At 43.0% G+C, this 24,319-nt stretch carries 19 protein-coding genes; 11 read left to right on the top strand and 8 right to left on the bottom strand.

Translation table 11 applies throughout. The features are described from left to right. Positions 1 to 851 precede the first annotated feature (851 nt). A complete protein-coding gene (gene ltrA / locus PVK79_RS04755) occupies positions 852 to 2,330 on the top strand; it encodes a group II intron reverse transcriptase/maturase (protein WP_257324080.1) in 1,479 nt (492 codons plus the stop codon). Positions 2,331 to 2,461: 131 nt separating this feature from the next. Here the strand turns inward: ltrA and PVK79_RS04750 are convergent, their stop codons facing one another. From PVK79_RS04750 to pepB, 6 genes are all read right to left on the bottom strand, one after another. After that, positions 2,462 to 4,621 carry an ATP-dependent RecD-like DNA helicase gene (locus PVK79_RS04750; protein WP_257324185.1) on the bottom strand — a complete coding sequence of 720 codons (2,160 nt, stop codon included), beginning with the start codon at positions 4,619 to 4,621 and terminating at the stop codon, positions 2,462 to 2,464. Further along, positions 4,618 to 5,055, bottom strand: coding sequence for a VPA1267 family protein (locus tag PVK79_RS04745; protein WP_232601847.1), 438 nt, complete (start codon positions 5,053 to 5,055; stop codon positions 4,618 to 4,620). The genes PVK79_RS04750 and PVK79_RS04745 overlap by 4 nt, the downstream gene beginning before the upstream one ends. Next, positions 5,055 to 5,732: a gamma-mobile-trio protein GmtX gene (gmtX, locus tag PVK79_RS04740; RefSeq protein WP_034823168.1), complete on the bottom strand. Its 678-nt coding sequence runs from the start codon at positions 5,730 to 5,732 to the stop codon at positions 5,055 to 5,057. The genes PVK79_RS04745 and gmtX overlap by 1 nt, the downstream gene beginning before the upstream one ends. Continuing rightward, positions 5,732 to 8,395, bottom strand: coding sequence for a gamma-mobile-trio integrase GmtZ (gmtZ, locus tag PVK79_RS04735; RefSeq protein ID WP_257324187.1), 2,664 nt, complete (start codon positions 8,393 to 8,395; stop codon positions 5,732 to 5,734). Before gmtZ ends, gmtX begins: the two co-directional genes overlap by 1 nt. After that, positions 8,395 to 9,852, bottom strand: coding sequence for a gamma-mobile-trio recombinase GmtY (gmtY, locus tag PVK79_RS04730; protein ID WP_257324188.1), 1,458 nt, complete (start codon positions 9,850 to 9,852; stop codon positions 8,395 to 8,397). Before gmtY ends, gmtZ begins: the two co-directional genes overlap by 1 nt. A gap of 156 nt (positions 9,853 to 10,008) precedes the next feature. Beyond that, positions 10,009 to 11,304: an aminopeptidase PepB gene (gene pepB, locus PVK79_RS04725; protein WP_145235388.1), complete on the bottom strand. Its 1,296-nt coding sequence runs from the start codon at positions 11,302 to 11,304 to the stop codon at positions 10,009 to 10,011. A 90-nt stretch (positions 11,305 to 11,394) separates the two neighbouring features. Between pepB and sfsA the strand changes: the two genes are divergently transcribed. The 10 genes from sfsA to mdoH all read left to right on the top strand — a co-directional run bounded on the left by sfsA (position 11,395) and on the right by mdoH (position 21,848). Next, positions 11,395 to 12,111, top strand: coding sequence for a DNA/RNA nuclease SfsA (gene sfsA / locus PVK79_RS04720; protein ID WP_182734722.1), 717 nt, complete (start codon positions 11,395 to 11,397; stop codon positions 12,109 to 12,111). A gap of 225 nt (positions 12,112 to 12,336) precedes the next feature. After that, complete coding sequence (gene dksA / locus PVK79_RS04715; RefSeq protein WP_145235383.1) at positions 12,337 to 12,780, top strand: RNA polymerase-binding protein DksA; 444 nt, start codon at positions 12,337 to 12,339, stop codon at positions 12,778 to 12,780. A 17-nt stretch (positions 12,781 to 12,797) separates the two neighbouring features. Beyond that, positions 12,798 to 13,742 (top strand): tRNA glutamyl-Q(34) synthetase GluQRS, encoded by a 945-nt coding sequence (gene gluQRS / locus PVK79_RS04710; protein WP_182759697.1) that lies wholly within the window; start codon positions 12,798 to 12,800, stop codon positions 13,740 to 13,742. Between the two features lie 391 nt (positions 13,743 to 14,133). Further along, a complete protein-coding gene (pcnB, locus tag PVK79_RS04705; protein WP_246175570.1) occupies positions 14,134 to 15,492 on the top strand; it encodes a polynucleotide adenylyltransferase PcnB in 1,359 nt (452 codons plus the stop codon). A 2-nt stretch (positions 15,493 to 15,494) separates the two neighbouring features. After that, a complete protein-coding gene (folK, locus tag PVK79_RS04700) occupies positions 15,495 to 15,980 on the top strand; it encodes a 2-amino-4-hydroxy-6-hydroxymethyldihydropteridine diphosphokinase (RefSeq protein ID WP_145235378.1) in 486 nt (161 codons plus the stop codon). A 31-nt stretch (positions 15,981 to 16,011) separates the two neighbouring features. Further along, positions 16,012 to 16,806: a 3-methyl-2-oxobutanoate hydroxymethyltransferase gene (gene panB / locus PVK79_RS04695; protein ID WP_145235375.1), complete on the top strand. Its 795-nt coding sequence runs from the start codon at positions 16,012 to 16,014 to the stop codon at positions 16,804 to 16,806. Next, complete coding sequence (gene panC / locus PVK79_RS04690; RefSeq protein ID WP_257325402.1) at positions 16,806 to 17,657, top strand: pantoate--beta-alanine ligase; 852 nt, start codon at positions 16,806 to 16,808, stop codon at positions 17,655 to 17,657. The genes panB and panC overlap by 1 nt, the downstream gene beginning before the upstream one ends. Before the next feature lie 17 nt (positions 17,658 to 17,674). After that, on the top strand, positions 17,675 to 17,914 hold the full coding sequence (locus tag PVK79_RS04685) for a hypothetical protein (RefSeq protein ID WP_145235371.1): 240 nt from the start codon (positions 17,675 to 17,677) through the stop codon (positions 17,912 to 17,914). 336 nt (positions 17,915 to 18,250) lie between these two features. Then, positions 18,251 to 19,915, top strand: a complete 1,665-nt coding sequence (locus PVK79_RS04680) for an OpgD/OpgG family glucan biosynthesis protein (RefSeq protein ID WP_257325401.1) — start codon at positions 18,251 to 18,253, stop codon at positions 19,913 to 19,915. After that, positions 19,887 to 21,848, top strand: a complete 1,962-nt coding sequence (mdoH, locus tag PVK79_RS04675) for a glucans biosynthesis glucosyltransferase MdoH (protein WP_257325400.1) — start codon at positions 19,887 to 19,889, stop codon at positions 21,846 to 21,848. The genes PVK79_RS04680 and mdoH overlap by 29 nt, the downstream gene beginning before the upstream one ends. Before the next feature lie 77 nt (positions 21,849 to 21,925). Here mdoH and PVK79_RS04670 read toward each other — a convergent pair whose 3' ends face one another. Next, the gene (locus tag PVK79_RS04670; protein ID WP_145235368.1) at positions 21,926 to 22,894 is read right to left on the bottom strand and encodes a PstS family phosphate ABC transporter substrate-binding protein; all 969 of its coding nucleotides are present in this window, start codon (positions 22,892 to 22,894) and stop codon (positions 21,926 to 21,928) included. Positions 22,895 to 23,005: 111 nt separating this feature from the next. Further along, entirely contained in the window at positions 23,006 to 24,313 is a 1,308-nt protein-coding gene (gene phoR, locus PVK79_RS04665) for a phosphate regulon sensor histidine kinase PhoR (protein ID WP_149982118.1), read from the bottom strand. Positions 24,314 to 24,319 lie beyond the last annotated feature (6 nt).

Raw genomic sequence — 24,319 nt, 5'->3', positions numbered from 1 at the left:
ATTTAATAGTGCGCTCATCGCGCATATTTCTGCCGACGCTACGCTCATTTTTCTACATTATATAGTTTTAACAAATAACCTAAGGTATTACTATCACTAAGTTTTCTAAAACTTTAAAGAAAAGTTAAATAGAACAATATGCGCTCGGCGCTCATTTTCATGAATATATGCGCAAAGAGCAGTTTAACCAATCTATTAACGACGATATTTAGCCAGTATCAATGACCGATTATCGCTCAAAGCCGACCTATAGAGTAATTACGTTAACACGTCTTGGGGCGTGCGACGTGAAGTCGTATGAAGCGCTGTTCACCGCTTAATGAGTGAACCATCTGTATCACCAGATGATCCTAGGAGCCTGAATAAAGTAGCGGCTCTGACAATGTAACGAAGGTTGGTATGCGCCAATCGGGATCTTAATCGTGAGAGGACGATCCTCCTGATAACCACAAATCGGGTGAGTGCTAGGCAGTCAGTATGATGAACATAAGTGAATCCGCGTAAGGTGCGTTATACGATGAAACAGCGGAAGTGGTTAATACGCTGTAGCCAAAAGGCGCGAGAGTCGGAAAGAGATTGCCCCATGCTCTTTCGTGATCACTGAACTCTCCGCACTATAGCGGGCATCTAACCTGACATTGCGCAACATACGGAACACGGTAAGCCTGTATCACTCCCTTTGGGAAAGCTTATATAGCCGATAGTGATGCAGGTAGAGGATGTTGGAGAAAGCAAAGGCTGGATTGTAATGATGCAGATACAGACGTCTGTCTGGCACGAAAGTGAGCTGACTTCCGACTGGTCTTCCTTTGCAAGAGAATTTGAAGAACTTTATTCAAGGAGAAACGCAAATGATGATTTCAAAAGAGATTAGTGCCTCTCCTGACAGTGCTCAATGGCAATCCATAAATTGGAAAACTGTTGAGTCACACGTTTTAAAGCTTCAGATGCGTATTGCAAAAGCAACAAGAGAAAGTAAACACGGCAAAGCGAAAGCGTTGCAGTGGATACTGACTCACTCGCATTCGGCAAAACTTCTTGCTGTTAAGCGAGTATCACAAAACAAAGGCAGTAAAACGCCCGGAATAGACGGCGTCATCTGGAATACGGATACGCGCCGCATGAAAGCAGTCAATCAATTGAGCAGAAAGGCTTATCAAGCCAAACCGCTCAAGCGTATCTACATCCCTAAGAAAAACGGCAAGCTCAGACCTTTGGGTATCCCGTGCATGGTCGATAGAGCGCTACAAGCGCTTCATCTTCTTGCACTAGAGCCTGTGTCAGAAACACTTGCTGACCCAAATAGCTACGGCTTTCGGCGCAATAGAAGCACTGCTGATGCTATTGCTCAGTGTTTTCTCTGTTTGAGTAAAAAGCAATCCGCGCAATGGGTTCTTGAGGGAGATATCAAAGCCTGTTTCGACAAGATTGGGCATCAATGGCTTATGAATAATATAGCTGTAGATAAACGAATGTTGGAACAATGGTTAAAGTCTGGTTTTATGGACAAAGGGCTGTTCTATCGCACTGACGAGGGAACACCACAAGGCGGGATCATATCTCCAACCTTGATGCTGATGACTCTTGCAGGTCTTGAGCAACGCATAAAGTCCACCGCACTTAAAAATGGGGCGAGAGCCAACTTTATAGGATACGCCGATGATTTCGTCGTCACTTGCACTTCAAAGGACGTGCTGGAGAACGATATCAAACCGTTGATTGCTGACTTCTTAGCACACAGAGGCTTAACGCTCTCCGAAGAGAAAACGCACATTACTCACATTAGCCGTGGTTTTGACTTCCTAGGCTTTAACCATAGGAAGTACAAAGGAAAACTGCTCATTAAACCGAGCAAATCTAACACGTTAATATTTCTGAGTAACTTGCGCGAACTCATTAAAAAGCACGCAACTACCCCCGTTAACGATCTAATCAAGTTGATAAATCCGAAACTCAGGGGCTGGTCGAATTACTATCGACATTGCGTTGCCAAACAAGTATTCGGATATGTGAGTCACAAACTATTTCTAGCGTTATGGCATTGGGCTAAAAGGCGTCATCCAACAAAATCAAAAACTTGGATCGCCATGAAGTACTTTATCAACCGTCGAGGCCAATGGCAATTTCACGGTTGGCAGAAGAGCATGAACATGAACATGGATTGTCAGTTTAATCTATTTCAAATAGCTAAGGTGCCAATAGAGAGACATGTGAAAATCAGGAGTGAAGCTACGCCTTTTGATCCTTTATACCAAGAATACTTGGCAAAGAGAAAAGCAAAGAGGCAATGCCGCAACTCTTGGAATGAACCTAATCTCGCTGCTTTATAAGTTGCTGGGTACCAATTAGGTGCCTTCGTGAAGGCTTGAGCCGTATGCAGTGAAAGTTGCACGTACGGTTCTTAGGAGGGCGACACTTGGTAACAGGTGTCGTCTATCCGACAAAAACGAGTTTGAAACTGCTAACCCAGCAGCTCTTTCAGATAGCTATTCCGCTTGTGAGAGTGACTAGGTGCCTCGGTGATCTGCTTCATATCATCGCTACTACCAACGATATGGATTTCACTTTCAGCTCTCGTGATTGCCGTATAGAGCCATGCTCTATCTACTATTCTTCCATTTTGCAGAGCGATGATGATGCGTGGAAACTGTGACCCTTGAGCTTTATGTAGGGTGATTGCGTAACCCAACTCCATGCAGTCGAGAACGGATTGTGTTATCTCGACCTTTTCACCTGTATCTAGCGTCACTTCACCGTAACTATCACCAGAAGGTTTGGCGTTGGTTAGCATACCAAGTGAGCCGTTCTGAATGCCTTTGTCGTAATGATTCTGCGTAAATAACACCTCATCATTCATGCGAAGTGGCAAAAAGAACTTGTCACCATTAATTTCAAACTCAAGGCTGTCACTGTTTGGGTTGACCGCTTGCTGGATGAGTTTATTGATTTCTGTTACGAGCGCCTTGGTTGGAGCCATGACACGACTGCTTTCAGGAGATTCTTGGTAAAGTTCGCAACAGACTTTGGCAATGTCTGTTTTACTGGTTTCGTGAAAGTGTATTGCACCTGTGCTTAATTGGTCAGGCATCACACCTTGATTGATGAGTTTTGAGTATTCGGGGATACCCGTTGAACCTTCCTGTCTCTTGACGATATCTAGCATGGTATTAGCCACCGTTTTCGCTTCAACGATGTCTGCCAACACCTTGCCGCAGCCGATGGGTGGAAGTTGGTCAGGGTCGCCAGTAAATATCAATCGTACAGAGGGATGAGTGTGATTAACAAGGCGATACATGGTCGGTAAGTCAATCATACTGGCTTCATCTATTACCAGTAAATGCTTTGGCTGGTCTGAACTTGGCTCAATAGGCTCTCTACGTAATAACTTAGCGATAGTTGAGGTGATAAAGCCAATTGACTCATGCAAGCGCATAGCGGCTCTGCCACTCAGCGCGACCGCATGTATTTCAAATCCCATTTGATGGTAGGCTCGAAGTGCGGTTCTAAGTACCGTTGTTTTACCTGTGCCAGCTCCGCCCGTAATACAGCTCACGGCGTTATCCAAACACGTTGTCACTGCTTCAATCTGCTTCTTGGTTAGCTCGTATGGTAATTCACCAACCGAAGAGCAATATGCAGAATTTGCAACTTCGTCATAAAGGTTGTTTTGATTAGCTAGTGCTTTAAGTCGTTTGGCAACGACATTTTCCATCAGCAGTTGCGCCGTTGGATGGTAGGCTCCTGTGTCAGGATTTAAAATATACTGAGCTTTATCATGACCTGATTGGAACGCCTGAGTGACCAGTGTTTTGTCTTTCAGTAACTTGTTGAGATAAGGGCGCACATTGGCATGAGTGGTATAGGTGTGACCTTTTTCAATTTCTTTGCGAATCGCGGTTTCAAGTGCGGCACTTAGTCTGCGGTGATCACAAGCTGTGATCTTAAACTGGTCAAAATTAACCAGTTTATCGACATCCGTAAACGACATCCCAAACCCAATAAGGACATACGGATTTTGTTTAATAGCCTCAATGGACTCTTCTCCATGATGCTTCAATAAGCGCTGCTGAATACTTGCTGGTATCTTGTGTTCGGTCATCCAGTTGCAGTAGGCCAGATTTTTATATTTGGCGTAACCTTCAAATAACGCATTGATAGAATCTTCACTCAGGACACTTCTAAGGCGCTCTCTTGATTCACGAGTGTCTTTTCCAACCGTTGGGTGAAAATCCTTTCCTAACAGTTCCCAGAGTGCTCTAGCTTTACTTTCACCGATACCTTTGAAATCACTTTCTCTGGCAATAAAGCGAATAAGCTGTTCACCCGTTTCTGGCAGGCTGCATTCGATGTGTTCTGGTGATTCATAGGTATGCTGCTGCATCACGTAATCACCCGTTTCCATTTCTTCTATTAAACGATGGCCTTTAACCGACCAGTGTTGACCGAGGGCTGGTTGAACGGGGATGGCATCTGGATCAGCTTTGATGGTGACGTAATACTTGCCACTGTTAGTTTTGTATGAGTTTTTTTTCAGTGGCACGCCACTGAATATCACCATTTTGGTAGAGCTGTAAGGAATACTCGTGACACGCATTTGGTCTTGATGGAGTGCAACATTCATCGTGGCATGAACCCCATTTCTGACAAGGTTTCATTCAGTTCGCCAAACCGCTCTAGTTTACCTTCCAGCTCTTTAACTTTGGCTTTTAGCTCAATGTTTTCAGCCTCTAAGGTCGATACTCGTTTTGAGTCGAGCAGCTTGCGATTAGCCGTGTTGTCGTATTGCTTTGGTTTGTCAGCATTGCTCTTTGCAGATTCGGTCAGTGGCGGGAGTATACCTTTATCACGCAGTTTGTCTTCTAATGCCTTGAGCGCTTTTCTAAGCGCTGGATTTTGGTTAAGGGCAGACTTGCCGCAACCGACCCCTTTTGCTACTTCGATGCGGTTGAGCTTGCCTTTAAAGGCGATCTGCTTAAAGTCATCATCAGTTTGAGTGGCTTGCCATACTTCAAATGCTTCGAGGTTCTGCTGCGCTCTTTGCGGACCGTTCGCCATTAATCATCTACCTCACCTAACAACTTGCGTAGACCTGTCGCAAAGCCTCTAGGGAATATTTCTATGTTGTATTCCATGTCTTTTACTTGGCCAGCTTGTGTGGTTTGCCAGTTATGTTTTTCCATACATTCGTCAGAGATAGCGTAGGCTAAGGCTTTCTTCTCGGATTCGGTCAAGATGCCAGATAGTGAAGGCAAGACTTCAACACTCGGCTCTGCGCTTGCATCAAACTGACGTACAGGACGCTTATCAATGGTAATATTCGCGTGCTGTTTTAGCAGATTAACCTCTTTGCGATAACGGTTGCGCTCGGCAATAATCTGACCAAACAAAGCCCGTACCGCAGTGTCTGGAATACGCTCAAGCAGTTTATTATCCTGTGGAACAGACTTAGAGCGTGAGGTTGGCGATAACGGCTTTTTGGTGGTTGTTTTGCACTTTGCTGCCCATGCTTCAATCAAGGTGCGGTAGTGCTTGTTTTTGGTTGCTCGTAACGCTTCGTAACCTGGGCCACCCTCTGCTGCTGATACTCGCCCCATTTGTGTAATGGAGAAATCACGCTGCCCCGATTCTACATAGGCTTTCAGGATGTCGTTAAGCTTATCTAGGTTTTTTTGGGTTCTTGGCACTTTGTCGTCTTTTAAGTCAGCCAAGATGATATCAATATTAATGTCCATTAACCCTCCAAGAGCGCAGGTTGGGTGAGATTTTCTAAGCGCAAGGACTTATCCGACAGTGCATTCATGCCAGCGTTAAATAGCTTGTGATTAGACAGGTACTCACCCGCTTCGATGTAATTAGCCACTTTACGGTAGCCTTCCATTTTATCGTCAGGGTCGGCTATCTTTGCCATTTGGCGTAGCATGGCATTACCAGCGATTAGCTGCTGTTTCTCATCCATTTCCATAAAGATAGGCTCAAAGCCTTTCTTTATCAGAGCACGACTAAGTTGGCGGGAGCGCTTTTCAATAGCGGGCGTTTTACGAAGTTCATCCTGCAAGTCAGGGAAGAATTCGGCATCGTCACATAGCAAGGAGAGGTGTAAAAGCTCTGAGTCGGTTTCGATAAACTTCAAGGCGTAGCTGATATCTTGCTCCGCACCCACGGCAATCAGCTTATCTTTGGTGTCATCCTCATTTCTGGCTTCCTCGACACGAATGATTTTGCAGATTAGCTCGAAGCACGCTATCCAGTCTTTTGCGTACTCATCCGCTTCGACTTGCTGCTTCTCATGGCGGCGTTGCAGCGTCTGTAGCTCACTGTGTTTGGTGAAGGGTTTACCTTGCTCTTCACAGAAGAACTGCTCGTCTTTGAGTGCTTCTAGCTCACCTTCGATTTCAACCGATAGGTTAGCCGCTTGGTGCGCCTTGTAACTGAGTTGATTAAACTGAGCATTAAGCGCTGGCAGGTATCGCGCCTCAGTAATAAACCAACGGCAACGAATGCAGTTTTCAGGGCCATGCGGCACGCTGTCATAGATGCGATTACTGGCAGCACTTGAATCTCTAATCAACTCACCGCCGTTCCAGCACCCGCCCAGCGTACTGACTTCATCGGATTTTACGGTGTTGCCTCCGACCAAACATAAGCCAGCTGAACGCTCCTCCCAGCCGATGGGATTACGGTTAACCAGTGCTGCCTGAATACTGTCTTCTTTGTGGTAGACCATTTTGCATTGAATTTGCGCTAGTGAGGCATCTTTGAGGAAGTTGCGCACTGACTGCTTGGCTTTACCCTCAAGCTCCCCTTCGGCTTCACTCATTTTTTCCGCCATCACGGACGGGGTGATTTTGTTGTAGTAGATGGTCATCAACAGGCGTGTATGCCCTGCTAGTAATTTAGAAATCACAGGTAGTGGCAATTGCGTGTCCATCGTATACGCCGTGATGAGCGAGACACGCAAACTGTGCAATGGAAAGTGTGTCGCAACCTTCGAGCTTTCAGTAGTTCCTTCTGGATAATCCACTACTAATTTTAATCGTTCTCCGTTATCCAAGGTATTACCTTGCTCTGCGAGGTGATTTTCTAATGCCAATAGGAGTCTATACCATAAAAACGCAGTAGATATATCTTGGACTGGCTTGTATTTATCCTCACCATTTGCTGATGCATCACGAAACAGAAACGCAATCTCGCCCATACTTTCTAGCTGTTTTTTCGATTTTTCCTTGCCAATGTGCTTTTTGAGTAGGGTGGTGCAATCGGTAGGTTTTGCAATCGGATTGTATTTTTCTTGCCAGTTGCGCAGTTTTTCCAGCCAATACAACACTTCTTCGTTTTGCCAAGGGATGATGTAACCACGCTCCAGTTCATCTTTGTTCTGGTCGGCGGTCTTGTTGGTGTTGATATACAAGCCTGTGGAATACAGTCCTGTCATAGTGTCGTGAATGCGGCGGAAGATACCTTTCCCAAATGGGCGTTTTTCGTTACCAAGTGCAAAATCATGCTGAGTGTTTACTACCCACTGACCGTTTTCATAGCGCCATGTATCCGCTTCACCGCTGTCTAGCATCCACACCTGATAGGTACGCAGTGGTAGGTGGAGCTTCATGAAAATCACCATCGCTTTGACGGGCGACCAGATTTGATGAACGGTGATTTTATTACCTTTGCGAGTCACTTCTTTAGTGCGCCACACGCAATCGGGGTCGGTTTTATCAATCAAGTCAGGCTCGACCTCGAACCAGTCGCCACTTTGACCTGCTTTGCCTTGCCCTGTCTGCTCTTGTGCCCATGTCCAATGCTTGAAATGGCGGTAGTGATAGCTAGGCAGTAACGACTCGCCTTGTGGTAGGTTTTGCTCAATCACCGTCAGTTCCGCTTTATCTGGCAATGGACACAGAATTTGGCGCAGGTCTTGGATGTAACGATACGGAAGTGGGTTACGTACGGTTTCAGTGTGTGAGTCTTGCCTCTTAATTTTGTTCAGCGGATTGCGAACCAGTGGTATTAAGTTGCCGATATCATCTCCTTCAGATAGATGATGCTCAATGACGTAATTAATGAAGTCACAGGGGTAGTTGATAGATTTTGATACTCTGGCGGGGTCGTTAATAGTTTTTCTCACAGTAGCTTCTAGCTCTTCAGTGGAGCAGATATGGCCATTGTAGCCCTTAAAAAACAGACCAATATCAGTTGCATAGGGAGCGTACTCCAACAGGTAGGACTCAAAAAAAAGGCTCAACGCGGAAAGCTTGTGGTCAACTCCCACATGCTGTGTCGCCATCCACTCAGCGGCTAATTCCTGCCATTGCTGCCACTCAGGGCCAAGGGTGGTGAGCATCCATTTAAACGTTAAGTCCGATGAGCGCCCGTCACGTTTCTTGACTTTTTTTGCCATTATTTACCTCGTAATTTCGGATGCTTGCCTGTGAAATAGCCTTGCGGGTCAATATCGTCAAAACCGTGCTCGACCAACTCTTTCCAATCTAGCGATTTTACTTTGGACTCAGGATTTGCCAGTTGTAGCGTGGCCTTGTTGAGTTCATCGGAGATTTCCTGCTGCCCTTTACCTGTGTAGGGAACTTGAGACTCCAGTGATTTATGGTGCATACATCGTCGTATCACCAACGGGTTAAGTCCTGAACGCTCTAAGCGTCTGCCATAGCTATGACGATGACCGTGCGGGTTTAACCCTTCCGATTTGCTTGGCTCTAAGCCAATGCGCCTTAATCCCGCCGCATAGCTTTGGTGAAACGCATTCAAAGTGTATGGGTTTCCAAGGGCGCTGTGATGGAATGAAATGAACGCATAGGGGTGATGGCAGTCAATACTGGCTCGATATTTTTGGTAGCTCTTCCACAGTGACATAAAAACCTTGCCATAATCCGTTGGAAACCACTGAACTTGTATGTAGTTATCTCGATGGTCTACAACTCTTGTTTTCCAGCCAACGTATGCCGTGCCTTTCATTCGTTTGCGTGGTATACGAGCGTATTTTTCTTGTAAATAGGCTTCTCTGGTTTTTGTCCCTGAGCGACTACGCCAACCTTCGGGTGCTTTACCATCGACTTCGTTGTAAATTCGAACTATCGCTTTTTCAGGGTCATACGGATCTTCAAGTACATCAGTCACCCACAGCATAATAGCTTCACTTTCACGCAAACCGCCACCGTGCATCAAGAGCAGCATAAGCTTATCTCTCAGCGCAACTCGTGGATCTTTTGCTCCGCCAATACCATCTTTATAGAATGATTCCCAATGCTTATCTGGGAATGCTAAAGCATCGTCTTCGGCTTTCGTCAATGGAGTGCGTCCTTTCATTGTGCGAGCTTTACGGATGGTTCTATTAACGGTTTTATCTTCAATATGCCCAAGGAAGTCATTTTGGTTTTTTCGATACCATGCCGCATAATTCAAGCGTTGTTCATGAGGTGTGGCATCTCGCAAAGGGTTCATTGACTCTTCGCCAAGCTTGTTAGCCAGCCAATCAGTAAATGCCGTTAATCGATGAATATGTTTATTGACGTTATCAGTTGAGCTTGGCACCCAGTACAAGCCAGAGGGATCTAAACCATCTTCACCGATGGTGCCTGTGTAAAGACGCTTAGCAAAGGTTTGGAATAGCATTTTAGGATCTTCAAATAATCCTTTGTTGGCTTCCATGTAATCCAAGAGCAAAGAAGTGGCTTGTATAAAACCATTCATTAAAGCATTACTAGCACCATCAGCTTCCATCTTTAGCAAGTAATCGGTAACTGAACCAACTTCACCTTGTTCGGTGATTAAGATGGGGAGCTGACTTTTAATGCCAGTATTATCTTCTACGATAGTTGCTTTGACTTTAACCGATGACAAGGTTCATTCCTTTATACACATCAAACATACAATACACTATAATGCTAAAGTGTTTGTTGTCAAATAAAAAGGCAGATTTCTCTGCCTTAATACACAATATACATAGTTCAAGGTACTATATATAATAAAACGGCGCTTTTTTAAACATATTCAAGATTACGCTTTTTCTAGTAAAGTACGTGCAACCGTGCGCATCCCGACTGTTGTCGCACCGGCAGCCCATTGACTCGTGCTACCCATATTAAACGCTGCCGCTAAATCCATATGCACCCAGCCTTTGCCGTCGTTTGGTACAAAGCGTGACAAGAAACCAGCAGCATTTGATGCGCCACCATAACCACCGCCTTTTTGGGCACGGCTGTTAGCTGTATCAGCGTATGGTGAAGGACAGTTTTGTTGATGCCACTTTTCAAGTGGTAGTGGCCACGCGCCTTCCATTTCTTGTCCAGCAAAGCCTTCAACTTCACGTACAAACTCTTTATCAAGTCCAAATAAGGCATTGTACTCTTGACCAACAGCAACTAGCGCAGCGCCTGTTAGTGTCGCCGCATCAATAATTAAAGGAGCACCTGTTTCAGCAGCAGCCATTAAGCCATCAGCAAGTACTAAGCGTCCTTCAGCGTCAGTGTTAACAATCTCAACTGTCGTGCCGTTTTTATAGGTAAGGATATCACCCAGCTTATATGCATGGCCTGAAATAAGGTTCTCAGCACAGCATAAAAACAGTTTAATACGTTTATTAATACCGCGACTAATAGCCAATGCCAAACCTGCGGTAACCGTTGCAGCACCGCCCATGTCGCACTTCATACCTAACATACCTTCGCTGGCTTTAATTGAATAACCGCCAGAGTCAAAAGTAATCCCCTTACCAACAAGCGCTGCATCTACAGGCGCATTTTCATCGCCAGTTGGATTGTAATCAAGTGCAAGTAATACAGGCGGGCGCTCACTACCGCGACCAACAGCATGGATACCAATCCACTGCTGCTCAAGTAGCGCATCACCTTTGATGATTTGATAGCTCACGTGTTCAGGAGCTAGTGATTGAATAAATTCAGCAGCTTTACCAGCTAAACTTTCAGGGAAGATATCATCGGCCGTGCCATTGATCATTTCACGCGCCCAAGTAGCAGAACGAAGTAATGAAGCAAGCTCTTGGCTATCTGTTTTAGCATTTTCAGCAAATTCAACACCGTGTAATGACTTAGGCGATACAAACCCTTGATAAAAAGCCCACTGTGTTTCTGTACACCAGCAATCACCAGCTAGCACGACATTTTTAACGCCTTGATTGGCAATACTGCGCGCGGCTTTTTGTACATTTACTAATGTTTCTTGTTCAGATAAATGAACCGTTGCACCGTGCTCATTAAAAGATAACGTGGCGGTTTCGCCCCAATGCGATGCAGCACCCTGCTCGCTTAATTGAACAACAAATTTTTCAGACATGTTAGAATACTCTTTGCGCTAAAATAGTGACAATGAGTTTACTATAGCCACAACAACTTCCCAACTGCTTGAGACCAAATAACTAAAATAATGAAATATACAACGCCACTCCAACACGCTACTTTAATCAAACGCTACAAACGTTTTTTAGCCGATTTACGCCTTAGCGATGGCTCAGAGTTTACCGCCCATTGTGCCAACACAGGTAAAATGACTGGTTGCGCGGAGCCTGACTTTGCAGCCTTTTATTCCACCAGTAGCAATCAAAAAAGAAAATATCCTCATTCATTAGAATTGACGCAAAACCAGTTTGGCCATCTGATCTGTGTAAATACGGCAATCGCGAATAAAATCGTTGCAGAAGCACTTCATGCAGCGCTAATCAGCGAGCTTAACGGCTACACTAAAATACAGCCAGAGGTTAAATATGGTGATGAAAATAGCCGTATCGATTTTTTACTTACAGCTCCCCAACGCCCAGACTGCTATGTAGAAGTAAAATCTGTCACTTTACTCAGTCAAAATGCCCCACAAAGTGGCCAAGGTTACTTCCCTGATGCCGAAACTCTTCGCGGTCAAAAACATATTCGTGAATTAATTGAAATGGTTGCACAAGGCCACCGTGCAGTGCTGCTGTTTGCTGTATTACATCAAGGGATTAAGCAAGTTAGTGCGGCGCGCCATATTGACGAAAAGTACGCCCAACTAGTTGATTTGGCTATTACTAAAGGTGTAGAAGTACTTGCTTATAAAGCAGATATTTCGAGCGCTGAAATTACACTAATAGAAAAGCTCACTTTTAATTAAAAGCGACTTGTTTTTAAGGTTTTCGCCCATATAACAAGGCAAGTTTTTAAGCACTTATCTATAAGTAATGGGTGTAAAAACCACTTATCGTACCTTTTTTAATTTTATTGATGCGGTTTAAGTAGGACTAATTAATGAAAAATAAATTTGCCTAGGCCATAGGATTCTGTTATTTATAGCCGCCGGCTCATGCTGGGCATTATATTAAGGATTTAGGAGAAAGTTATGCCAGACCAAAAAAAATTAGGGTTATTGGCTCAGGCCGGATTAGAACCATACCAGGAAAAGCCGGGCGAAGAGTATATGAATGATGCACAACGCACTCATTTCAAAACTATTTTGGAAGCATGGCGCAACGATTTACGCAATGAAGTTGACCGTACTAAATCGCATATGCAAGACGAAGCTGCTAACTTCCCTGATCCAGTTGACCGCGCAGCACAAGAAGAAGAGTTCTCTTTAGAACTTCGTACTCGTGACCGTGAACGTAAACTGATCAAAAAAATTGAAAAAACGATCCAATTAATCAAAGAAGATGATTTTGGTTTTTGCGATTCGTGCGGGATTGAAATTGGTATCCGCCGTTTAGAAGCACGTCCTACAGCTGACTTGTGTGTAGACTGTAAAACGCTTGCGGAAATCAAAGAAAAACAATCTGGACGTGGTTAATTACTAGTAATTAATCAATGTCTACCACAGCCGTTACTGCGCCTATGCGCAACTATCGCGGTCGCTTTGCGCCGTCACCTTCTGGACCACTTCATTTTGGTTCTCTTGTGGCGGCTGTGGGCAGCTACCTTGACGCGAAAAGCAACCAAGGCACTTGGTTAGTCCGTATTGAAGATATCGACACCACACGTGTTGTAGACGGCGCCGCTAAAGATATTCTCAATACCTTAGAAGCCTATGGTTTGTACTGGGATGAAGACGTAGCCTATCAAACTCAACGCCATGACTTGTATGCGCATACCATTAATAATCTAAATAACCAGCACCTAATTTATGCTTGCCACTGCTCGCGCAAAGAAATTAAAGCGCTTGGCGGTATTTATCAAGGCCATTGTCGTCATTTAAAGCATAGTCAGAACAGCAGCGCACTGCGGTTAATTCAGCAACATGCTACATGCCAATACCATGATCTCATTCAAGGTGAGATAAATGTAGCTCATGATCTCGCCCACGAAGATTACTTAATAAAGCGCAGTGATGGGCTATTTGCTTATCAACTAGTGGTGGTCGCAGACGATATTGCCCAAGGTATCACTCATGTCGTACGCGGCGCAGACTTGCTTGAACCAACCGCACGCCAATTGAGTTTATTTAAACAATTAGCTGCCACGGCCCCCCATTACGCACATTTACCATTAGCAGTCGCTAAACCTGGGTTTAAATTATCAAAACAAAACTATGCCCCAGCTATTAGCAAAAGTAACCCCAAACCGGCTTTGCTGAGTGCATTCGAATTTTTAGGGTTGGCGCCCAAAGATGAATTACTTGAACTAAATATCGAGCAAATGCTAGCTTGGGGAGTCGACAATTACAGCTTGCAAAACGTCCCTAAAATGACACAAATTCAAATTTCGCAAAACCCGCACAGTCATACAACCGCCTTTACGCATTTAAACAAATAAAAATTCACTAAAAAGGGCTAATTTTAAGGCCTTCAACTTAATTTTTAAGCTGTGCTGGTATATGATAGCCCACCTTAAATGTGCAATTCATTTAATTAATACCAATTGCGTTAAGGTTGTACACTATTATAGCAACAGTCAAGTAGCTCAATAACAGGATAATAATTTCCAGCATCGTTATGCTAGAAAATTTTAACCCTAGCAATGACTGTTTAACTGACTAGAATGAACAAGACTCTAATACCATAGGTATTACCAAGTAAACGCAACACATGTGCAGTTAATAGCAAAGTGAAGCTATACTTGGTTTGATTTTGATGGCGTCCATCAAATAACCGAATTCTGTAGGAGACAGATTATTATTTCCAAGCTTTTTCAATTTTGTCGGCAAATTATTGGCCCAACCGCCTCTGTAACAGCCGAACATACCCAAGTCTCTGCGCAGCCTTTAATAGTTGGACGCAATGAGCATGGTATTTCTCGCAAACAATTTAGCCCAAATGCAATCAAGGTATTATATCGCCTGAAAGACGGAGGCTTTGATGCCTACCTTGTTGGTGGTTGCATTCGTGATATTTTGTTAGGTCAACAACCAAAAGATTTTGATGTGGTCACCAATGCCACTCCTGATCAGGTTAAAAAGCTATTTCGTAATTGCCGCTTAATTGGCCGTCGCTTTCGTTTAGCACACATTGTTTTTGGTCGTGAAATAATCGAAGTGGCCACCATGCGTGGTCATCACGAAGCGCCTGAAGATAAAAACCAAATTAGCCAATCGAGTGACCAAGGACAACTGCTGCGCGATAATGTTTTTGGTAGTATTGAAGAAGATGCTGAACGCCGCGATTTTTCAATCAATGCGTTATATTATTCAATTAATGATTTTTCAATCCATGATTATGCTAATGGCTTAGCAGCTATTAACGCTCGACAAATCGAGATGATTGGTGATCCAGCAACCCGTTACCGCGAAGATCCTGTACGTATGCTGCGCGCAGTTCGCTTTGCAACCAAACTCGATATGTCGATTGCACCGGCAACCGAGCAACCATTAAATGAATTAGCAAGCCTGTTAGATAATATACCTGCAGCGCGGTTATTTGAAGAAACACTGAAACTGTTTTTAAATGGCAAGGCCGAAGCAAACTTTTTAATGCTACGTAAATATGGCCTTTTCAAATCATTATTTCCAGCCCTTGATAGTATTTTAGATAGTAATCCTGATGGCTTAGAATTCGCTTTAATTCAACAGATGTTCCGTAATACAGATGAGCGTATTAATGCGGAGAAAAAAGTAACTCCAGCATTTATTTTTGCTGCATTGTTATGGTTCCCATTATTGCAGATCACTAAAGCACTGCAAGAACAAGAGCAACTATCTGAATACGATGCTTTCGCTCAAGGTATGAACAAAGTACTCAGTGATAATGCCCAACATATCGCCGTACCAAAACGCTTTACCCTTGGCGCTCGTGATATCTGGCATATTCAACACCGCTTAGATAAACGCTCAGGACAACGTGCATATCGCCTGACACAGCAACCACGCTTTAAAGCTGCGTATGACTTTTTACTTTTGCGCGTACAGGCCGGTGAAAAACAGCATCAGCAATTAGTTAACTGGTGGACTGACTATTTAAAACAAGACATCAATGGTCAAAAAGAGCTAGTTAAAGCGTTAGGTACGCAAGGCGCAACAAAAGGCCGTCGTCGTACTCGCCGCCGCAGCCCAAAACCAGCGGCTGAATGATCATGGAAACCGTCTACCTTGGTTTAGGGGCTAATCTAAACGCCCCTCGTACTCAGCTAGATCATGCTGTTGCAGCACTGCGTGCATTGGCTGATTGCGAGTTTATTGGTGTATCGCATTATTACGCTAGTAAACCGATGGGCCCGCAAGATCAACCTGACTACGTTAACGCTGTTGCGGCGCTAAAAACCACGCTATTACCTGAGCAGTTGCTTGATTTAACACAACAGATAGAACTTGAACACGGTCGAGTACGAAAAGCACAGCGCTGGGGGCCGCGCACCTTAGATATTGATATTTTATTATTTGGTGATCAAGTCATTAATAGCGAGCGTTTAATTGTGCCACATTATGGTCTAACTGAACGCGAGTTTGTGGTTTACCCGCTACTTGAAATAGCCCCAAATATTACGCTGCCAAATGGTATATTACTTCACAGTATTAGCACTAATTTGGCACTAAACGAATTACAACAATTACCTCTGTAATTAATTTCAGGCCGTTGCCTACGAGGATACTATGTCTAAAATAACCGTTTCTACGCTTAATAAAATGAAAGCAGACCAACAAAAAATCACGGCATTAACGGCCTACGATGCCAGCTTTGCAAAGTTATTTCATGATAACGGCGTAGACGTTATTTTAGTCGGTGATTCGTTAGGCATGGTGTTACAAGGTGGCGACGATACACTGGCTGTCACCAATCAAGATATTGCATATCATACTCGCAGCGTACGCGCCGGGAGCCGTGATTTATTCGTCATTGCAGATATGCCATTTATGACCTACTCAAACCCAGCCGAGAGCTGTAAAAATGCAGCAGAATTAATGCGAGCTGGCGCTAACATGGTCAAACTTGAGGGGGGCGAATGGCTGTATGACTCAGTTGTTGCGCTGACTCAACAAGGTATACCGGTATGTGGACATTTAGGCTTAACACCGCAATCAGTACATGTGTTTGGTGGTTTTAAAATCCAAGGCCGTAGTGAACAACAAGCACAAAAAATGATTAGCGATGCTCAGGCGCTTGCCGCGGCAGGCGCACAAATGCTGGTTCTTGAATGTATTCCATCTGAACTTGCCAAATTAATTACTGACGCGGTTAATATTCCTACCATTGGTATTGGTGCAGGTAATCAAACTGATGGCCAAATTCTAGTCATGCATGACTTAGTTGGCATTTCAGCAGGTTACATCCCTAAATTTTCTAAAAACTTTTTACTCGAAACAGGCAATATGCCGGATGCGGTTAAAAAATATTGTAGCGACGTTAAAAGTGGTGCTTTTCCAAGCACGGAACATGAGTTTAAATAATGCAGTCGATCACTGAAATAAAATCATTACGTAGTCAAATTAAAGCATGGCGCCAAGCAGGGCTTAGTGTAGCACTAGTGCCAACTATGGGTAATCTACATCAAGGGCATTTTTCACTCGTTGAGAAAGCCAAAAACATTGCTGATAAAGTCGTGGTTAGTATTTTTGTAAACCCAATGCAATTTGGTGTCAACGAAGATCTTGATAACTACCCGCGCACCCTCATTGCGGATAAACAAGGACTGGCAGAGCTTGGTACTGATATTGTATTTACCCCAAGTGTGGAAGCCATTTACCCTAACGGTTTAGATGCGCAAAGCTTTGTCGATGTGCCAAATATATCAATGGGTTATTGCGGCGGATCACGTCCAGGTCATTTTCGCGGTGTAGCAACGGTGGTTACTAAATTATTTAACTTAGTACAACCTGACTATGCGTGCTTTGGTGAAAAAGACTATCAACAGTTGCAAGTGATTAAAACCATGGCTCATGACCTGTCAATTCCAGTAGAAATTATTGGCGTTGCAACCAGCCGTGAAGTGTCTGGGTTAGCTATGAGCTCTCGCAATGGCTACTTATCAGAAGCTCAAAAAGAAACAGCGACAGTGCTATTTAAAACCCTTAATTGGAGCGCAGAACAGTTAAACTCGGGGCTGCGTGATTTTGACGACATATGCCGACAAGCAAAGCAGCAACTAGAGCAAGCAGGGCTCAAAATTGACTACTTTGAAATAGCTCAGCGCGATACCTTAAAAAAAGCTACACTCAATGATAGTCAACTAGTGATTTTGGCGGCAGCCTTCTTAGGGCCAGTAAGGCTAATAGACAATCTGCTCGTTGATATTACATAACAATAATTGGGATAAGCATGAATTCATTATTAAAATTATCAAGCATTTCGCTGTGTATAGGCATATTAGCTGGGTGTCAAAACCAAATAGAAAATCCAGAAATGCAGCAATGCGCACAACAGAATTATCAATGTGAAGTGAACTGCGAACAGCAAAGCACCGGCGAAGGCATGGTATATAAAGTATGTAATACTAAATGTATTGAAGCCTATAACCAATGCAAAGCAAATGCCCAAGCATTAGGTAATGTGCAATAACTAATGTTAACTTGCCAATTATCATGATTGGCAAGTTTCCTCCCTCCCAGCGCCTACTTTAGGCAAACTTTCTACATCCAACCATCGTGATTTTTCTGCCATTCACCTTATAGCAAGGTTTACTCTAGTAATATCTACTGACATTAGTAATAAGTAGTCATACATTGCGTGTAATTATTTTCAGTTTATACAAAGAAAGTACACCCTCTACGATACTAGTAAATATAAAGTCATTGAAATATATAAGTTTATTTTAGGTTCGTTTTTTGCAAACTTGAATTCAACTAACTAAAGCATTTTAAAATTAACCAGATAACGGCTAAAGGAAAAAACCTCATGGAAACGATAACGCGGGCAGCTCTGTATCCATCATTTAAAACGAGGGTATTATTAGGTGCATTATTAGCCTTGTGTGCATGTAATGTCAGTGCGGCAGAACAACCAATAACAAAATCTGATGCGGATACTGCTGATGCTGTACCAACTACACAGCCAACTTTGCTTACAATCCCTTCTGAAAAATTATTTGCGGTGGTAACAGCTAGAGCCAAACAACTGGCTGCCAAAGACTACGTAGCAGCTCCCGTAATTGCTGTTGATGCGTTAAATAATATTAATTATCAGGACTATCGAGCGATTCGTTTTCGTCAAGATCATGCGATCTGGAAAGATGAAAGTTTATATGAGGTACAGTTATTCCATCCAGGTTTTCTCTATAAAAACCCTATCGCGATTAACACAGTTGATGCTGATGCAAAGGTAAAAAATCTACCATTTAAAACTGATTACTACCGCTATGATGGCACCGCAGCACCACTTGAGCAGGAAATTACCGCGGCTTTAGGCACCACTCAGTTGGGGCATGCCGGTTTTAGATTACACTTTCCTCTAAACAATAACGACTACAAAGATGAAGTTGCTGTATTTCAAGGCGCTTCATATTTTCGCATAGTGGGCCCTGATCAAGTGTATGGTATTTCAGCACGTGGCCTAGCGATTGATACAGCACTCAGCTCTGGTGAAGAGTTTCCAGTATTTAAAGAGTTTTGGTTAGTTAAGCCAAAACCTGAAGACACACATATTGTGCTATATGCATTACTTGATAGTCCTTCTGTTACTGGCGCATATCGTTTTGAGATCAGTCCATCAACAGCAACTGAAGTAACAACTAAAATGCAAATATTCGCCCGAAAAGATATCAAAAAACTAGGTATAGCACCGCTTACAAGCATGTTTTACCACGGCGAAAATAGCACTAAATTCTTTGATGATTACCGACCAGAAGTACATGACTCTGATGGTTTACTAATGCAATCACAAGACAATAAATGGGTGTGGCGTCCGCTAAATAACCCTAAACAGCTTAGTGTAACGTCATTTGGTTATGACAATCCAAAAGGTTTTGGACTAGCACAGCGCGACCGTGAGTTTAATAACTATCTCGATACTGAGGCACATTATCATGCCCGCCCAAGCCTGTGGATTGAACCACAAGGACAATGGGGAAATGGTCGAGTTGAGTTAGTAGAAATACCGACTGATACCGAGACCAATGACAATATCGTTAGCTATTGGGTACCAGAGCAACCACTTAAAGCAGGTGAAACACTTAGTTTTAGTTATAAATTGTCAACATTTAACGCGGCGCTTGCAAGCCAAGATAAAGCCCGAGTTTTACGCACTCGCATTGGCAGTGCTGCATTACCCGGTGAAGAAAATCCACCACCAAAAAGTCATCGCCAATTTACGGTTGACTTCACTGGTGACAATATTAACAACTTGTCAGCCAAACTAAAATTGCTTGCTAATTTGACCCTAAATTCAGGTGAAATAAGCGATAAAACAGTTCAACAATTACCAAATAATGAAGGATGGCGTGTTGCTTTTAAAGTCGCGCCAGAGGGCGGTAAGCCTGTAGACATGCGCTTATCATTAACACTACGTGACAAAGAAGTTAGCGAGGTATGGAGTTATGTCTGGTATCCAAATGACGTCGAGTAACAGTACAATGCCTTTTAAAAAGACTCGTGTATGGCTTTTTTCACTGTTAGTGTTAGCCATCTCAGCTTATGGTATGTGGATCATGTTTGATATTTTAAATTCAAATGGCATGACCCCGCTTGAGTATGCATTACTTGCGCTGTTTTCAATTACCTTCACTTGGATTGTGACCGCATTTTGCAGTGGCTGTATGGGATTTATTTTACAATTATTTAGAATTGACCCGCTGACACTGACGCGCCAAAAAGCAATCGAAATTGATCAGCAAGCATTGAGTAAAACCAAAACTGCTGTCGTTATGCCTATCTACAATGAAGATACACAGCGAGTTATCGCAGGTTTTGAAGTGAGCTTACGTTCACTGATAAAAACAGGCCAATTTGCGCATTTTGATTTCTACTTATTAAGTGATACACAAGATAAAGAAATAGCTAACAATGAGCTAAAAGCGTGGCATGCCTTGACCGAACGCCTAGGTGATTTTGCCAAACAAACTTTTTACCGCCGCCGTGAAGATAACAAACACCGTAAAGTAGGTAACTTAACTGACTTTTGCGAGCGTTGGGGCAGTAAATACGAGCACATGATTGTACTTGATGCAGATAGCATCATGACGGGTCAGTGTATGCTTGAGCTCACCAGCAGCATGATCAACAATCCACAAGCTGGGCTTATTCAAACGATTCCGATCCCTGTTAGGCAAGATACCTTCTTTGGTCGCTTTCTACAGTTTGCGTCAGTACTTTATAGTCCAATGCTAGCAACCGGTTCAGCTTTTTGGCAGACTAATCACGCTAATTACTGGGGCCACAATGCCGTCATTCGGGTTAAAGCGTTTATTGATTGCTGCGGTTTACCGGTGCTCAAAGGTAATGCCCCTTTCGGCGGCGAAATTTTAAGTCATGACTTTGTCGAAGCATCATTACTGCATCGTTCTGGCTGGGATGTATTATTACTCAGTGATATACAAGGTAGCTACGAAGAAGTACCGAGTAATATTTTAGATTACGCTATTCGCGACAGGCGTTGGGTGCAAGGCAACATTCAGCATTTAGGTTTGTTACCTGCGTCGGGTTTAAAAATAATCAGCAAGCTGCACTTTTTATTAGGTGCAACGGCATATATTTCATCATTAATTTGGTTATCAATGTTAGTGCTAAGTACCATAGATGCGGTCACCCGTGCACTAAACAGTAATGTCTATTTTAATCAGGCGTATCAATTATTTCCGACTTGGCAAATAGCAAAAACAGAATTAATTAACTCGTTGCTTTTTGTCACAATTGTGTTGTTATTATTACCGAAATTAATGGGGATTATTGTCACACTGATCCATCGTAATAAACAATTTGGCGGCTCATTTAAATTAATTTTAGGCTCAATCATTGAAACCGTGTTTGCCATTATTATCGCCCCGCTGATGATGGTTTTTCATAGCTACTTTGTGGTGTGTGTATTTTTAGGTAAAAAAGTAACGTGGGACGCCCAGCCTCGATCAGGCCGCATGGTTCCGTGGCAAGAAGCGATAGGTTACACATTACTAGCAACCTTAATCGCCTTAGCTTGGGGCGGTATTGCTTATTACTTTACGCCTGTATTCTTTTGGTGGTTATCGCCGATTTTAGTTGGATTGATCTTAGCAGCCCCAATTGTACGATATTCAAGTAGCATAGGCTTAGGCGTTAAATTACGTAAAATGGGCATATTTATTTGCCCGAGTGAAGTTGATAATAACGACACCCTTGCAGCCTTACGTGTACATGAGCAAGAAATAGCATTACCGAATGATGATGTTGCTAACTTTACAATCCCTACATTGCCGCAAGAGCAATCTAGCGTAATGCCAATTCAGAGCTTTAAGCGCCAAGGTTTAAGTAAACGTAAACGCGTTTTAAATGCCCATCAACAGCTCAAAAAGAAACTATTTAACTAACCTGAACTTAGTTGGTATAAAAAAACCGCGCAATTTACATTGCGCGGTTTTTTATTAATTCATAGTTGGCGTTAAGTTTAAAGAAGACCTAGCTTCTTAAGTTCACCCATTGCCATCTTGCCAGAAAGTGGTACATAACCATCTTTCTCTACAATTTTTTGGCCATCTTGTGACAACACCATTTTTAAGAACTCTGCTTCAATAGGTGCAAGCGGTTTATTCGGGTGTTTATTCACATAAACATATAAAAAGCGCGACAGTGGGTATTTACCTGTTGCTACATTTTCAAGTGTTGCATCAACAAAGTTATCGCCTTTTTTCGCCAGTGGTACAGTACGTACGCCTGATGTTTTATAACCGATACCTGAGTAACCAATTGCATTCACTGATGAAGAAATTGATTGCACTACCGATGCTGAACCTGGTTGCTCGTTCACGTTGTTACGGAAGTCACCTTTACATAGCGCTTTGTTTTTAAAGTATCCGTAAGTACCAGATACAGAATTACGGCCATAAAGCTGAATGTCTTTTGCAGCCCAATTCCCCGTTAAACCTACATCACTCCAACGAGTCACATCTGCATCAGCACCACATTTACGAGTTGAAGAGAAAATCGCATCGATTTGGTCGATACGTAAACCTTCAATTGGATTGTCTTTATGAACAAATACTGCCAATGCATCAATCGCTACACGTACTTCAGTAGGTTTATAACCGTAACGTTTTTCAAACGCTTCGATTTCTTTTGATTTCATTCTGCGGCTCATCGGGCCAAAGTTTGCAGTGCCTTCTGTCAATGCCGGTGGCGCAGTAGATGAACCAGCCGCTTGAATTTGGATGTTCACATTTGGGTAAATACGTTTATATTCTTCAGCCCAAAAGGTCATCATGTTGGCTAAAGTATCAGAGCCCACAGATGAAAAATTACCTGAAATACCACTGGTTTTTTGATACTCAGGAATAACTGTATCTACTGCCATTGCTTGTGCAGATACAAATGTTGTTACTGCCACACCCATTGCGGCTACTAGGTTTTTAAATCTCATTAGGTTGCTCCGATTTTGTTCGTCTATTTCTTAACTGTCGTCTACTCTAAAGAGAATAGATGACAGTTAGATTACTCTAAAATGACACTTTTATGACTTTGGCTTTTTGGCTCAATTATTTAATAGCACTGTTTTTTCACGACTAAAAGCAAACGAAAAACATGATCCTTCGCCTAATTTACTTTTAATTATCAATTGGCTATCGTGGCGAGTTAATACATGTTTGGTGATGGCTAAACCCAGCCCTGAGCCACCGGTTGTACGACTACGCGCTTTATCAACCCGATAAAAACGCTCAGTTAAACGATTAATATGCTCTGGTGCAATACCATCGCCATTATCAACTACTGAAAAGTACGCTTGATTATCTTTTAGCTGCCAGCTTACGGTTATTTTACCGCCCGCCTTGGTGTAATGAATGGCATTAAACACTAAATTAGAGAAGGCACTGCGCAGCTCCTCTTCAGCGCCTTTTATATCGACGTTAGCATCAATATCAAATATCAACTCATGCCCTTTGTCTTGATTCAATGATTGTGCTTCAGTCCTAATATAGCTAAGTAACTGCGGTACATTGATCGCTTTATCATTATCTTGACGTCGAGCGCCTTCAATACGTGATAACGACAATAGCTGATTTACCAAGCTATCCATGCGTTTACACTGTTCAAGCATAGTACCTTGTGCTTTATTCCACATTGCCGGTGGTGGCACCATATCGCCATCAAACATTTCTAAGTAACCTGTAACAACGGTTAATGGCGTACGTAGCTCATGAGATACATTGGCCACAAAGTCTTTGCGCATTTGCTCAAGTTGCTTCAGTCGCGTGACATCACGCACAACAACCATTAATTGTGAGCTGGCATATGGCATTACCCGAAACTCTAAAACTTGCTCAACACTGTGACCACTTTCAAGTTCTAATGCTTCATCAAACAATTCCGTTTGCATGTATTTCGCAAATTTAGGATCGCGAATAAGGTTGTCAAGCCGTTGACCATGATCCGCTGGCCACTGTAATCCAAGCACTTTTAAAGCTAGTTGATTACACCAAACAATACTTAAATCACGTTGTAGAACAATAACCGCATCAGGCACTGCTTCTGCGCCATCGCGAAAACGACGGATCAAATCAGCTAATTCATTACGTTTTTTACGGTTGCGATGTTGTAAATGGTAGATCCCTTCAAATACTTGCTCCCATGCCCCCTCGCCTTCAGGTGGATTAAAACTACGTTGATTCAATAGCCAATCACTGAGCCGATAGAGTTGATGATAATGCCAAACAAGCAGTGAAAAAGATCCTAAAAATAAAAGCAAAAATGGCGCACCAATAAGCACGCCAATTAATAATAAAGGTAGGAAATAGATAAACAGACGCTTTGCTAACGCCTGCTTATTAACAACTCGATACATACACTC

This window comes from Pseudoalteromonas rhizosphaerae (genome assembly GCF_028885455.1).
GTDB classification, from domain to species: Bacteria; Pseudomonadota; Gammaproteobacteria; order Enterobacterales; family Alteromonadaceae; genus Pseudoalteromonas; species Pseudoalteromonas rhizosphaerae.
Note: the sequence above shows the minus strand (reverse complement) of the source record. Positions and strands in the feature narration are given on the sequence as shown.